Raw genomic sequence first — 13,649 nt, 5'->3', positions numbered from 1 at the left:
GAAACGATTATTTCCGTTTTTTCTTATTCTTGCGCATTTGTTTGGCCATCTTGTTCATTGCCCGTTTCATCATGAATTCGCCGGCTTTTCCTTTGAGACCGCCACCGAACATTTGGCTCATGTCAGGCATTCCAGCGCCTCCGCCAAGAGCTGATAAGTCAGGCATCCCACCTTGTCCCATCATCCCTTCGAGGGCAGACATATCGGGCATTCCGCCAGGCATGTTCTTCGGCATATTATTTGGATTCAGCCCCATTTGTTTCATCATCTTGTTCATATCGCCAGAGAGGACACCTTGCATCATCTGTTTGGCTTGGTTAAAGTCCTTGATGAATTTATTGACTTCGACAAAGCTGTTTCCTGAACCAGCCGCAATCCGACGACGACGGCTAGGGTTCAACAAATCTGGATTTTCGCGTTCAGCTGGGGTCATAGAAGATACAATCGCGCGTTTGCGAGCAATTTCTCCTTCGTCGACCTTGAGGTTCTTCATGGCTGGATTGTTGGCCATACCTGGAAGCATCTTGAGCAGATCTTCCATTGGTCCCATGTTTTGAACTTGGTCTAACTGGTCGATAAAGTCGTTGAAATCAAAGGTGTTTTCCCGCATCTTCTCAGCGAGTTCAATGGAGCGTTTCTCGTCGTATTCTTGAGAAGCCTTCTCGATCAACGTCAGCATATCCCCCATACCGAGGATCCGACCTGACATGCGGTCTGGGTGGAAGGTTTCGATATCAGTGATTTTTTCGCCAGTACCAGTGAATTTGATTGGCTTCCCAGTAATCTGACGGACAGAAAGGGCTGCACCACCACGAGTATCCCCATCAATCTTGGTCAAGATGACCCCGGTCACTTCGAGTTGTTCGTTAAACTCACGCGCCACATTGGCCGCTTCTTGACCGATCATGGCATCGACAACCAAGAGGATTTCATTTGGCTCAGCCAGGGCTTTGACATCACGCAATTCGCCCATGAGTTTCTCATCGATTTGCAGACGACCAGCTGTGTCGATCAAGACATAGTCATTGTGGTTAGCTCTTGCTTGTTCCAAACCTTGACGTACGATTTCTACTGCAGGGACTTCTGTTCCCAATGAGAAGACAGGGACATTGATCTGTTGACCAAGCGTCTTCAACTGGTCAATTGCTGCTGGACGATAGATATCGGCTGCAATCATCAAGGGACGTGCATTTTCTTCCTTGACCAATTTGTTAGCCAATTTCCCAGCAAAGGTTGTTTTACCAGCCCCTTGAAGACCGACCATCATGATAATGGTTGGAATCTTTGGAGATTTGATAATGTCTGCTGTTTCCGAACCCAAAATCGCTGTTAATTCTTCATCGACAATCTTCACGATTTGTTGGGCAGGGTTGAGGGTTTCGATGACTTCATGACCTACAGCCCGTTCGCGGACCCGTTTGATGAAGTCTTTTACAACAGGGAGGGCAACGTCGGCCTCTAAGAGGGCTAGACGAATCTCTTTGGTTGCCTCTTGGACATCCGCTTCAGAGATTTTCCCTTTCTTACGAAGATTTTTAAAGACGTTCTGTAAACGTTCGGTTAAACTTTCAAATGCCATTTTTTTCTCCTATTATTAAATCAATTCGGTGGAAATCGTCCGAAATGTTGCAAACACTCTAGTTCTTCGGGTGTGACTTCTTTCATGATTTCATTTGGATATCCCCAACAGCTAAAACCTACTTGCATAGCTTTGGAGATATCATTGGGCGAAATAATCTGTAGTCGAGTTGGAAATGGTACCTCTGCGGCTAATAGTTTGCAAGGTATTCCTTGGTAAATGACAAGACTGCCCATGGTTACTCCCGATTATCAATACTTGTTAAAATCTCAACTTGCTCTTGTAGAAAAGCATCCTCTGGATAGCGCTCTAGGATCTGATCAAAAATTTGACTGCGGACAATGTAGTCAGAGTACATATGAAGCTTCATCTCATAGTCTTCCAGAATCTTTTCAGTTCGTTTGATATTATCATAAACAGCCTGACGACTAACCCCGAACTCTTCAGCAATCTCAGCCAAGCTGTAGTCATCTGCATAATAGAGCTCGATATAGTTCATCTGCTTGTCTGTCAAAAGTGCTGCGTAAAACTCAAAGAGAGCATTCATTCGGTTGGTTTTCTCAATTTCCATACCTTTCATTATATCAAAAAAGCCCACTAAAGACTAGCGGGACTTCACTATTTTGCCTAATAAGAAACAAGAAGGTCAATTTAAAATTGTCTAGAAAATGATCAATGTTTAGTAGCTAAAAAACCTTGCTATCTTACTTAACATAAATTATGTTACCTAATTGTTTTCTAGGTAAAATTCAAACCGTTCTCCGACATATTGACTTTTTACATACTCAAAAGCGACACCATTGTCGAAATATGAAATCTGGGTCAAACCAAGAATAGCATGTCCTTTTGGTATTTCTAAGTAATGAGCAATCTTTTCTTTGGCCAAGCGTGCATAAATGGTTTGTTGAGATTTGCCAATTCGATAGCCGTGCTCTTCCAAGGTTTGGAAGAAATGGCTAGTGACTTCTTCCCGTTTGAAGTTTTTGATAAATTTTTCTGGAATCGAGGTGACTTCATAAACAACAGGGACCCCATCTGCGTAACGAACCCGTTCCATACGTACAATCGTTTCAGTTTTGTCAATCCCAAGTTTATCCACTTCTTGAAGACTTGGAATGGTCCGTTTGTAGGAAATAACCTGTGTCGAAGGTACCTTACCTTGTGCTTTCATGATTTCAGTAAAACTAGTCGTCCCTCGCATTTTTTCCTGGACGCGTGTGCTAGCTACAAAAGTACCACTACCAACACGGCGCTCCAGTACTCCTTCTTCTACCAAGAGTGTAATGGCTTGACGGAGGGTCATGCGACTTACTTGGAACTTTTCTGCCAAGTCTCGTTCACTTGGGAGGCGCTGTCCAATTTTCCAGATTTTCTGGTCAATCTCTGCCTTGATTTGGTCGTGAATTTGAATGTATGCTGGGATCATATTGCTACTCTTTCTGTGTGTTATAACCTATTGTAGCGCAATTTTGTTAAATCTTCAATCCTAGTCAGTCTTGATTGGTAATGAAGGGTCTTTTGTGTTAGAATAGAGAAAAAGATTTTTCTAGAAGAAGGGGAAAAGATGACAAACCTATCAACTGATTTGCATGATGTTGAAAAAATTATCGTGCTTGACTACGGTAGCCAGTACAATCAGCTTATTTCACGTCGTATTCGTGAGATTGGTGTCTTTTCAGAATTGAAGAGCCACAAAATTACGGCAGCTGAAGTTCGTGAAATCAATCCAGTTGGGATCGTTCTTTCAGGCGGACCAAACTCAGTGTATGAAGAAGGGTCTTTCGATATTGATCCTGAAATTTTTGAACTTGGAATTCCAATTTTAGGAATCTGCTATGGCATGCAGCTCTTGACTCACAAACTTGGTGGGAAGGTTGTACCTGCAGGGGATGCTGGTAACCGAGAATACGGTCAATCTGAGCTAAACTTAGCTGAATCTTCTGCCCTCTTTGAGGGAACACCTGATAAACAGTTGGTCTTGATGAGCCACGGTGATGCTGTTACAGAAATTCCTTCTGACTTTGTTCGTACAGGTACTTCTGCTGACTGTCCGTATGCTTCGATTGAGAATCCTGACAAGAAAATCTATGGTATCCAATTCCACCCAGAGGTTCGTCACTCAGTACACGGCTATGATATCCTTCGCAACTTTGCCTTGAATATCTGTGGTGCCAAGGGTGACTGGACCATGGATAACTTTATCGAGATGCAAATCAAACAAATCCGTGAGAAAGTTGGAGACAAACGTGTCCTCCTTGGTCTCTCTGGTGGTGTAGACTCTTCTGTTGTTGGAGTTCTTCTCCAAAAAGCTATCGGAGATCAATTAATCTGCATCTTTGTAGACCACGGTCTTCTCCGTAAAGGGGAAGCTGACCAAGTTATGGACATGCTTGGTGGGAAGTTTGGTCTCAATATTGTCAAGGCAGACGCTGCCAAACGTTTCTTGGATAAATTGGCCGGTGTTTCTGACCCAGAACAAAAACGGAAAATTATCGGTAACGAATTTGTCTATGTCTTTGATGATGAAGCAAGCAAGCTCAAAGATGTGAAATTCCTTGCTCAAGGAACACTCTATACAGACGTCATCGAGTCAGGTACGGATACTGCTCAAACCATCAAATCTCACCACAACGTGGGTGGACTTCCAGAAGATATGCAGTTTGAACTCATCGAACCACTCAACACTCTTTACAAGGATGAGGTTCGTGCTCTTGGAACTGAACTTGGTATGCCAGACCACATCGTATGGCGCCAACCATTCCCAGGCCCAGGACTTGCTATCCGTGTCATGGGTGAAATTACTGAAGAAAAACTAGAAACAGTCCGTGAATCAGATGCTATCCTTCGTGAAGAAATCGCTAAAGCTGGTCTTGACCGCGACATCTGGCAATACTTCACTGTTAACACTGGCGTTCGTTCCGTAGGTGTTATGGGTGACGGTCGTACTTACGACTATACGATTGCTATCCGTGCTATCACTTCGATTGATGGAATGACAGCTGACTTCGCCAAGATCCCTTGGGAAGTCCTTCAAAAAATCTCAGTCCGTATCGTAAACGAAGTTGACCACGTCAACCGCATCGTCTACGATATCACAAGTAAACCACCTGCAACCGTTGAGTGGGAATGATTTATAAACATGATTTGAAGTGAAATGGTTGATTTAACAGCATTTTCAGTTATTATAAAAGGTTAAAAATCAGTCAAAATTGATTGGTTCCCCACCAAAAATCCCACCAGAAATATTCTGATGGGATTTTTTATAGTAAATTTTTCTATTTCAATATTCTTAATAAAATAGATAATCTCCACTGCAATTGATAAAACTCAAAATCATGTTCAGCCATTATTAGTTGAGTTTGTATACATACTTTATCGATTGAATCTATATTTTCCTTTAAATTCACTAGTAATTTTTCTGTATTAAGACTATTCATAGCTTTCGACGAAATCTGATTATCAATTTTTTCATCAATTAATGCTTTAAGTTGCTTACTACCAGTTTCCTTATATAGCAAGCAATATTTCAACAAACTTAAAAGCATTAAGGCACTATCTTTTGATATATCATCCAAAATTGATAATGAAGTATAAACCAATAATTGATATGCTCCATAAGCCAGGAAAAATTTTTCTATTACTTCGTATATACTACCAGAGGGGTGACTCTTCTCTAACAACCACGTAATAAAAGATGAGACGATAAATATCTCAACAAAATAAATAATCAAGTGTTTAAGTCTTTGATTTTTAAATCTATTCATTTATAAAATATTTTCTTTCCAGCTGATATCTCAACAAAACTTTTCTTAAATAATTATTATTTATTTTGAAATCTAAATTTGAAACTGAGGGAATCAACAACTATCCTATCCAAAATATTTATCTACTAATTCCTGAATCCTACCTTCTTTGGCAGCTGGAATGGTATCTTCTAAAACAAAGTTTTTTCTACTGATATCTTGGGAGAGATTTCCAAAGATAAAATTAGTCGAGATGTTATAGATAATTTCTGAAGGCGCAAATCCATAAACTTGATTTTCTAAGATATGTTTTAAGCGTTCTTCAGGATTTTGAAATACATCTTTTAAGCCATTACTATTGTATAGTCGCTTAACAAGCTCTGCAATATAGAGGCCTGATTTCATGTATAAATCAATAAATGTCTTAGATGGGTCATCAAAGATTCCTGGGTTTTCTTTCTCAAGATCATCCACCATTCTTTTCACTACTCGTTTAGGAGTGAAAATCTGATTGGTTTTCTGTGGTGGAATATAGTCAAAGATATCTTCTTTTTGATCTTTAAAATAATCCGCCAACTCCTCTTTCTTGCGAAGAAATTCTTGAATGGCCTCATCGAATGTTGCTCGATCAAAGAGATGCCCTGCAAAATCTTGCCCACCATCTCTCAAATAACGAAATTGGTCAATCGTAATACCAGTCACTTCAAAGAAGACATGCTCAGGAACAAAGGTATCAAAATTATCAAGAGTTAGAGATTGATTGCCATAGGCCATGATAAAACTAGGGATTGTTCGTGCAAATCCTCGAAGGTGATCCCGAATTTCATCTTGAGCAGATTGTTTCAACTGTTCAACACGTTTGACCTCAACCTGTTCGATAAACTTCTCAGGCATCTTTTCCACTTCTTTTTTGAGTGTTTGTTCTAGTTTTTCTTTATGAATGAGATTATTTTCTTCTATTCGTTTTTCAAGAACTTCTTGAATCTTATCTTTTTGCTCCTTATCATTTACTTCCTTGAGCTGTTGCTGTACCTCTTCCTTGATATGGGCTTCAGTAATTTTACGTTCTATCTCATTTTTTCGAACTTCATTCTCAAATGTTACTGCAATTTGTTTCTTGATGTGGTCTGTTTCCCGAGTTTTTAGACCGTATCCAGCTTTCAATTCTTCTACAATTACCGTAGATACTGTCTCGCTCAAGTCATTAATTAGTTGTTTTTGAGTTTTGTCCTCATCTTTTGTGACTAATTCAACAACAGACTCACTAAGCCCATAAACTTTTTCACCAAAAAGTCGCGTTTGTTGATTAACCACTATTTCATGGTCAACAACTGCATTGCCCTCATCATCCACTGTAACATCTGAAAAATCTAGTATATCAGAAGGTGTTTGTAACTTGCCTTCCTTTTCTACTGGTAGTTCATTTAAAATGTCTAGAACGGTTTGACTAGCTTGGAAAATACCACTGATATTATCAAATAGGAGGTTAGACATAAAGCCACGTTTGAGGACTTCTCTGGCTTTTATCTGACGGGGTATGGTTAGAACTGCCTTAGCATCAATTTCAACCATCTTGCCTGCACGATCTTCTGCTATCACAGGGAAGAAATTTAGTAATTCTCTAATGTTTTCTTCGCGAGTTGCTGAAGTTCCTCCACCTCCTGCAGTTGCAAGTGATAAGTTATTTGCAAACTCATCAAAGAGAATCAGGGTTCTTTCTGGCGCAAAGTCAAATACATAGGCTCTTTCTTTGCGGAAATGATTTCCTTTGCTATCGCTCCATGAGTATGGATTTTGAGCGCGGAAGGCAGCTTGCATATAAAGCGCAGGTGATTTCAAGTTTGATAACATCAATACCCCTGTCCATTCAGGAATCGTCACTCCTGTCGTCAACTGACCAACGGAGAGGGTAATGGTTTTGTCATTCTCTGCTATCGCTTTTCTTACCAAGTCTAAGGATTTTAGATTGACCTTATCGTCATCCTCGGACATACGCCCGTCACCAGCAGCTAACACAATCTCATAGTTTTCATAGATGGGATGTTCTTCTAGCAGCGCTTTTAATGCTTTAGCTGAGGCTACACGTTCTAACAGCCAAAAAGTATGCTTGAGTTCGTTCCGAAGTTCTTTGGTTGAAAATGGATATTTTTCATTGCTTGATAGAGTATCTAACCAATTTCTGACATCTTGCTCGTGGATAAATTTCCCTTTATCATCTGTAGCGAAAAATTCACTCAAGTCAAAAGCATAGTCGATGTTCTCTCCATCAAGTTGAGCCCCTTTTTCTAACTCCTCGCCAATCATCTGAGACATTTGATAGGTAAAGAGATTTAACTGAGGTAAGCTCTCATACGGATTTTCCTCTTCTTGCTCAGGAGACCAAGTAGATTTGGCCGACTGTTCATCAGTATAAGACCAGTTGTAGATCTGCTCCTCTGTAAAATCTCCCTTAGCTAGTGCCTTAAATGGAGTTCCTGATAGATGCAAGGTAAAGTTTCGACGGATTTTATTAAAGGCCTGATCTGTCTTGAAGGTATCAACTCCTTCGTGAGCTTCATCGATGACCAATAAATCCCAATGCAGGTCTGTCACCCATTTGAGTTTATCGTGCTCTCCACCAAGATAAGCAGAGCCTTTCAAGTCTTGGAGACTGATAAAAGCAAGTTGTCTTACATCGTCATCTAAAATACTAACAAATTCTTTACGTGACAAGGTTGGGCGATTTTTAAGGCTGTCTGACTCTGAAACAAACTTGTAAGTCGTTTGACCTGCTATGAATTTTTCAAAATCATCATACCATGAGTTGGCAATGGCAGGTCTGTTGGTTACAATCAGGACATTGACAGCATCCATTCGACGAGCTAGATCATAGGTAGATAAGGTTTTACCAAAACGTGGCTTGGCATTCCAGAGGAACTTGCCTCCTGGATGATTCTTGAAATAATCTAAGGTCTTATCAACTGCTTCTTCTTGCTCTTGTCGCAGAGTATAGTCCTGTCCTTGGCCAGGCTGATAACCTGACAAATCATGCTGAACAAACTTATCAAAGAGATTTTTAGATTTTTCAGGAGTTCCATTAAAATAGAACCATTCCGTCTTAGGACGACGTTCCACATCATGGAAAGAAAGGAAATGGTGGAAATCATGGTCCTTAAAAGTCTTTCCCTTATCAGGCTCTTCCGTATAAGCTGCATCACCAGTCCATAAGACATCTGTATCTATATGAGCAGTATGCGTTTGTTCTTTAATCCGTTGTCTGACATCACGCTCCGTATAACCAATCTTAATCCAGCCCTCATTGCTGGTTACCGTAGGGGTAGTATAGGCATAGATTTTAGGATGAATCTCTTTAGAAGTTTTAATTTCTACCATCAATCCATCTCCCTTACATGCGTCTCAATAAAGGCAATTTCTTCAGGAGAAAGGTCATATTTTTGATAGAGCTGACGGTCAATATCAGCCACTGATTGTGTCCAATCAATGTCCGAATTGACCGTAAAGTCTTGGAGTGGAACGTAATACCAAGTTTTTCGAGAGTTATGCTGAGTAACTTTCAAAACACCTAATAATACTCTAGCGAATTTAGTTTTAATAAATTTAATACAAGCATCGGCTTCAAATTTTGTTTTAAAATTACCAATAGATAAAAAAGTATCTGTATGCCCGATTAGGGGTTCCCCGATTAGGGGTTCCCCGATTAGGGGTGTTGATAAGACTTCACCTAAGGCTCCACTTCCATTAGCTTCTGGTACAAAAACATTATAATTTTCGAATGTTTCCGGTAAATCTAAATATTTTTTATTAATATATCGATAAACACGTTCGGATCCAATTCTTCCAAGTAAAGCAACATGGTCTTTTTCTTCTTTGTTTTTGAAAACAAAATCTAACTGAGTTAGTGATTTCGAAACAATTTTATTTTTTGTCCCTTTTCCTTGCAGCTTTTCAGCATTTGGATAATCAGAAAAAAGTTGATTTGAAAATCTATAAATACCTTGAGGATAAACTAAATCAGAAAAAGTTTCAAAGTTTGGATGTTTTTCGATTTTTTTTACAATACTATTTAAAGCTTCAAAAATAGTAAATACTCCGATTGGTCCCAAATCTTTATCAGCATCACGATAAGTTATTGCTACTCCACCCTTAATATCTGTTCCTGTAAATACCTTACCGCTTTTAAGTTCATAGAATTGAACTTTTAAATGCTTGTCTTCAAGCATCTTTTCCATCCAATTTTTAGGAGTTTGACCAGCTTTAAATAAAAACCTTGCTGGGGTGATAAGTATCGATTTATCTGCGATTTTAATTGCTTCATCAATAAAAAAGTGATAAATTGGTTCATCTCTAGCTTCGCCTGTTTCTTGATACGGCGGATTTCCTATCACGACATCAAATTTCATTTCACTTTCCTCACTAGATAGGCGCTCAAAACCTATCATCTTATTCTTTTTCCAGTCTTTGATTTGGGTTTTAGATTCTTCTGCTTCTTGGACATCTGGATCATCTGAAAACAAACTTAGCTGTTGAGCTTGCTCTTGTTTAGCCGAGTATGGACTAGTTTTTTTCAATCCATCCATCTGAAAGACATTGTAAGAGATGATTGTCGCAATTTCTTTCTTCTGCTCTAAGGTCGGTTGATTTCCAGTCTTAGCTAGATAGTAGTCCTCAAAGGTCGCTAAAAGATTTTCACGCGCCAAAAGCAGTGAATCTCCTTGATACTCATAACCATAGGAAGCGCGGTAGGCTTCTTTTACAAGCTCATAGAAGGTGGCTTCATCTGAAACCTCACGACTAATGCGTTGCAATTTTCTATCAACAAAACCAACTCGCTCAGATAATGGAATCTCCTCACCAGTCACTGTATCATAGCGAGTAACCATATAAGGTGCTTCACCACAGGTAATTTCCAGCCAGCGTACTTGGATATAATCATAGAGAGCTAGAGCTTCAAATTCAGTTTCCACGTAGCCATTTTGCTTTTCAACTAACCAAGTTGGCGTAAAGACTTCGGCTCTAATCTTGGTTCTGTCTTTTTGTTCATACTTGGACTTTTCTGAACGAGGTTGAATCAAGTTTGCATAGGTTCCCGTCACCCTACTTGGAGTGATGCGATCGCTTGGAGCAAATCCCTTTCCCAACAATTCATAAGAATGTGTCGCCCAAACAAGATTTTTCTTTGTCGTTCGATCTTTTAAAAGAATTTTTAATAAATCAGCCGACTCCATAGCCAACTGTTCTTCACTAATATCTATTGCCATAAAGCAACCTTTCTTGTTTTTAATGGAATTTCTAAAAATACGTATTTTTCATTTATTAATCTATTATATTTTACCACAAAAACACACTGAAATACTGGTCCCAGTGTGTTTATTTCATTCTATTGTTTTCGTCTCAGTGAGCGATTTTTTCTGTAATTAGTTTTAATCTAATATGTTCTAGTTGATGACATTGTAGATGAGATAGGAAAACCAAGAACAATTGTATACCTAATTAAGCAAAATGCTATAAAAAACTTAGTAGGTGTAGTAAATGCAGATTGATTTATATCTATATTAAAAACCCTATGATTACCCTAAAGTTACACACTTAAAAATACTAAGGTTTTACAAAGGCACCGTACTTTTTATAACCATAGAATGTAAAGGTCTTGTTAAGGTATCGAAGTTTTCCAATGGTGAGGTATAGATATTTTTGAGCGAAAATAATAAGAAGTGCGACTCTCCCACAGCTCTAAGGCTTTTTGGGAGGGAAAACCACACTTCTTTCTTGACTTAATTATACACAAAATCAAATAGAGGTGTCCCACCTCCTACCGCAGAATGAACTGTTTCAAGGGGAGTTGGAAAACCTCTATTTACTATCTAATTATAACTCACAATGCAGTTTTTTTCAATAAAGGATAATAGAGTAGCGCAATAGTTACTTGTTGGAATGACAATAAAGCTAGTAAGCTTTTAAAGAACAGTAAGATACAGAGCTTTTTAGAACCATAGAATGATAAGGTTTTGGTAAGTTACAAGAGTTATGGTAAAATTAAGATAGAACAATGAGTACAAAGTAAGAACTAGAAGGATTTAAACCATTATGAAATACAGTCAACAAGTATTAGACATGCTAAAGCAAGCGGTCAGTGGTCAGATTGACAATTTTTGGGATTTCTCCTTTAAGTTTAATGCCCTTTTTGGTGAAGATGAGGACTTTGCTGAGGCTTGGAACAATGAAAACCCTGAAATGTTTGACGCTCTCAATGATTTTGAGCTGATGATGTTTTTAGAGGAACATGCCCCAAGTGATAAGCAAGGATTTATCAACTTCCTAACACCTTACTACGAAAAGGCAATACAATTAGTAAAAATTAGCGACTAGTTCAATCTAGGCGCTTTCACCTGAAAAAAAACACTATGGGAAAGGAGACCGTAAATGAGTAAGCAACTTTGGAACTACTTACACTCAAAAGTTCAGGTAGTAAATAGTGATGGTCAAGTCATAAATGGACTTGTCACTTATTTTATTGACGAAATGGACAATGACGAACAAGATGAAATTACTATCCTCATTGACAATCCTAACCCTGATGAACCGACTGAGATTTCTCTCTTTGAAAGTGAGATTGTCTCAATTAAAACAATCTAATAGGGCTTAGAATAATCTAGACACTTTTATAACCTAAATATAGAAAAAATAAAGTGTGAAAGTAAAATAAAATGCACCTATAACAGGTGCATTTTACTTGCTTTCTGAACTCATCAATTTAGTTATCTTTTTTGTTACCCTTTGTGTTTTCTCTACTTATTATTAAAGAATAATCTTTGGTAGAAACAGGACGAAAAACAGAGCAGGCTTAGGCCCGTTTTTTTAGACCTATTAATAGGAAGAAAACAAAATGTTATCTTTTCCTATTCATAATCTCTTAATTTCCCCCAGCCCTCTCAATCGTTCCTGTCCCAACTTCAACATCTCTTCCTCCACCTTACTCCATTTTCCAAAGAGGCATTCTTGTAGAACTTCTGCTGCTGAGGTTCCGTCTACTTGCGAATCATAAACACACGATTGATCTCTTTGATAAATTTGAATTTGATTAAAAATTTTGTCATTTTCTAACTCTCGTAAGTTATCAACTAAATGTTCTACAATTCCATCATGGTGCTCTTTGGGAGTCGCCCTTGCTTGACTAGGATCTATGGCGTAGAGCTCCTCATAACGTATCAAGGTACTGAGATAAGACAATTCTGGCTTGGTCGCAATCAGTGCAAGTGAGACTTGATATCCTCTAGTTGCCAATAATTGGGCCGTTTTTCGGGGAACTTCTGTTGTTCTCAAGGTACCCTCGATTAACAAATGATAACCTTTTTTACTCAACTCATCTACAAGATATTCAACCATTTGTCCCGCGAATACTTTGGTATAATCCACACTATCTTTGCCATACTTTTCCTGTAGGCCAAGGTAGTTCGGATGAAAAGAGCGATAACTATCCCCATCAATGATAATGATATTTCCTTGAAATTCCCTTTGTTTAATACGATGAATCGTTGTCTTACCAGCACCACTCTGTCCACCAAGCAAGATAGCCTTGGGCTGAGATGAAGTTGTTTTTCCACGAGTTAAAGAACGAACGAGTCGATTAGAGGCTTTAATAAAGTCATCCTGGCTAAATTTATCTAATTTCATTAAGCCACCACTAGATGACTAGCTTGTTCTAGCACACGTTCAATGCCATCCAAATAACCATTAAATCGCGCTACATCCTCAAAAGTTGCAACAAGATAAATCTTCGTGTTCATCAAATCAGAAAGATCATCGCTCATTAGTACCCAAGGATTAGAAGTATCATCAAATGCAATTCCTTGTTCATCTTGAAAACGATAAAGTTGCGCTAAGATATTCGCTCCTCGTTCTTTAATCACTTCAATTTTCAGAGTTAATTGATAATCTTCTACTGGTGTGAGCATTTTTTCCTCCCCTACGATATCGATATACGAAACATTAAATTTCTTGCAGATACGATCTATTAATTCTGTCGAAACTGAACTTGTCCCATTTTCATAACGACTCAGACTATTTCGAGAGATACCAACAATCTTTGCAAACTCAGGCTGGGTTAATTTATGTGTTTTACGTAACGTTTTTATATTTTCTCCAATCATGTAACTCCTCCTTTTATTTATTTCTATTATAGCACAAAAAACAAAAACGCACTAAAAATGGTGCGTTTTCATTCTGCTCTAGCTGAATGAAATAATTCATCTGTTACATTGTTGCCAAACCAATCATCTAATACAATGGCTTTATCAAATAATCTATCTTATCTATTTTAAAGATAGATT

General features: G+C 38.5%; 12 protein-coding genes. 3 read left to right on the top strand and 9 right to left on the bottom strand.

Annotated features, from left to right (window positions below; translation table 11 throughout):
• Positions 1–7 precede the first annotated feature (7 nt).
• The 4 genes from ffh to D8785_RS00280 form a co-directional block, all read right to left on the bottom strand.
• Positions 8–1,579 carry a signal recognition particle protein gene (gene ffh / locus D8785_RS00295; protein WP_125374077.1) on the bottom strand — a complete coding sequence of 524 codons (1,572 nt, stop codon included), beginning with the start codon at positions 1,577–1,579 and terminating at the stop codon, positions 8–10.
• 20 nt (positions 1,580–1,599) lie between these two features.
• Positions 1,600–1,815 (bottom strand): 2-oxoglutarate:acceptor oxidoreductase, encoded by a 216-nt coding sequence (locus tag D8785_RS09795; protein ID WP_125374076.1) that lies wholly within the window; start codon positions 1,813–1,815, stop codon positions 1,600–1,602.
• A gap of 2 nt (positions 1,816–1,817) precedes the next feature.
• The gene (locus D8785_RS00285; RefSeq protein WP_125374075.1) at positions 1,818–2,150 is read right to left on the bottom strand and encodes a putative DNA-binding protein; all 333 of its coding nucleotides are present in this window, start codon (positions 2,148–2,150) and stop codon (positions 1,818–1,820) included.
• A gap of 156 nt (positions 2,151–2,306) precedes the next feature.
• A complete protein-coding gene (locus D8785_RS00280; protein ID WP_125374074.1) occupies positions 2,307–3,005 on the bottom strand; it encodes a GntR family transcriptional regulator in 699 nt (232 codons plus the stop codon).
• 138 nt (positions 3,006–3,143) lie between these two features.
• On the opposite strand from D8785_RS00280, the gene guaA reads away from it, so the two are divergent.
• Entirely contained in the window at positions 3,144–4,709 is a 1,566-nt protein-coding gene (gene guaA, locus D8785_RS00275; protein ID WP_125374073.1) for a glutamine-hydrolyzing GMP synthase, read from the top strand.
• A 145-nt stretch (positions 4,710–4,854) separates the two neighbouring features.
• Here the strand turns inward: guaA and D8785_RS00270 are convergent, their stop codons facing one another.
• The 3 genes from D8785_RS00270 to D8785_RS00260 all read right to left on the bottom strand — a co-directional run bounded on the left by D8785_RS00270 (position 4,855) and on the right by D8785_RS00260 (position 10,580).
• Positions 4,855–5,343, bottom strand: a complete 489-nt coding sequence (locus D8785_RS00270; RefSeq protein ID WP_125374072.1) for a hypothetical protein — start codon at positions 5,341–5,343, stop codon at positions 4,855–4,857.
• Positions 5,344–5,448: 105 nt separating this feature from the next.
• Positions 5,449–8,697, bottom strand: coding sequence for a DEAD/DEAH box helicase family protein (locus tag D8785_RS00265; protein ID WP_125374071.1), 3,249 nt, complete (start codon positions 8,695–8,697; stop codon positions 5,449–5,451).
• Positions 8,694–10,580: an Eco57I restriction-modification methylase domain-containing protein gene (locus D8785_RS00260; RefSeq protein ID WP_125374070.1), complete on the bottom strand. Its 1,887-nt coding sequence runs from the start codon at positions 10,578–10,580 to the stop codon at positions 8,694–8,696. Before D8785_RS00260 ends, D8785_RS00265 begins: the two co-directional genes overlap by 4 nt.
• Positions 10,581–11,406: 826 nt before the next feature.
• Here D8785_RS00260 and D8785_RS00255 point away from each other — a divergent pair.
• Positions 11,407–11,688 carry a hypothetical protein gene (locus tag D8785_RS00255; RefSeq protein ID WP_125374069.1) on the top strand — a complete coding sequence of 94 codons (282 nt, stop codon included), beginning with the start codon at positions 11,407–11,409 and terminating at the stop codon, positions 11,686–11,688.
• 54 nt (positions 11,689–11,742) lie between these two features.
• Positions 11,743–11,955, top strand: a complete 213-nt coding sequence (locus tag D8785_RS00250; protein WP_125374068.1) for a hypothetical protein — start codon at positions 11,743–11,745, stop codon at positions 11,953–11,955.
• A gap of 267 nt (positions 11,956–12,222) precedes the next feature.
• Here D8785_RS00250 and pezT read toward each other — a convergent pair whose 3' ends face one another.
• Both pezT and pezA read right to left on the bottom strand, forming a co-directional pair.
• Complete coding sequence (pezT, locus tag D8785_RS00245; RefSeq protein ID WP_125374067.1) at positions 12,223–12,993, bottom strand: type II toxin-antitoxin system toxin PezT; 771 nt, start codon at positions 12,991–12,993, stop codon at positions 12,223–12,225.
• Positions 12,993–13,469: a type II toxin-antitoxin system antitoxin PezA gene (gene pezA / locus D8785_RS00240; protein WP_125374066.1), complete on the bottom strand. Its 477-nt coding sequence runs from the start codon at positions 13,467–13,469 to the stop codon at positions 12,993–12,995. The genes pezT and pezA overlap by 1 nt, the downstream gene beginning before the upstream one ends.
• Positions 13,470–13,649: the final 180 nt, after the last annotated feature.

The sequence above is a fragment of the Streptococcus australis genome (assembly GCF_003943615.1).
Taxonomy (GTDB): domain Bacteria; phylum Bacillota; class Bacilli; order Lactobacillales; family Streptococcaceae; genus Streptococcus; species Streptococcus australis_C.
This window is presented reverse-complemented; position numbering and strand designations above follow the sequence as displayed.

What these genes read in the sequence shown, in the direction of transcription:
- pezT (WP_125374067.1), bottom strand. Translation starts at nt 12,993, where the DNA reads ATGAAATTAGATAAATTTAGCCAGGATGACTTTATTAAAGCCTCTAAT.
- D8785_RS00260 (WP_125374070.1), bottom strand. Translation starts at nt 10,580, where the DNA reads ATGGCAATAGATATTAGTGAAGAACAGTTGGCTATGGAGTCGGCTGAT.
- D8785_RS00280 (WP_125374074.1), bottom strand. Translation starts at nt 3,005, where the DNA reads ATGATCCCAGCATACATTCAAATTCACGACCAAATCAAGGCAGAGATT.
- D8785_RS00270 (WP_125374072.1), bottom strand. Translation starts at nt 5,343, where the DNA reads ATGAATAGATTTAAAAATCAAAGACTTAAACACTTGATTATTTATTTT.
- guaA (WP_125374073.1), top strand. Translation starts at nt 3,144, where the DNA reads ATGACAAACCTATCAACTGATTTGCATGATGTTGAAAAAATTATCGTG.
- D8785_RS00250 (WP_125374068.1), top strand. Translation starts at nt 11,743, where the DNA reads ATGAGTAAGCAACTTTGGAACTACTTACACTCAAAAGTTCAGGTAGTA.
- D8785_RS00285 (WP_125374075.1), bottom strand. Translation starts at nt 2,150, where the DNA reads ATGGAAATTGAGAAAACCAACCGAATGAATGCTCTCTTTGAGTTTTAC.
- D8785_RS09795 (WP_125374076.1), bottom strand. Translation starts at nt 1,815, where the DNA reads ATGGGCAGTCTTGTCATTTACCAAGGAATACCTTGCAAACTATTAGCC.
- D8785_RS00255 (WP_125374069.1), top strand. Translation starts at nt 11,407, where the DNA reads ATGAAATACAGTCAACAAGTATTAGACATGCTAAAGCAAGCGGTCAGT.
- ffh (WP_125374077.1), bottom strand. Translation starts at nt 1,579, where the DNA reads ATGGCATTTGAAAGTTTAACCGAACGTTTACAGAACGTCTTTAAAAAT.
- pezA (WP_125374066.1), bottom strand. Translation starts at nt 13,469, where the DNA reads ATGATTGGAGAAAATATAAAAACGTTACGTAAAACACATAAATTAACC.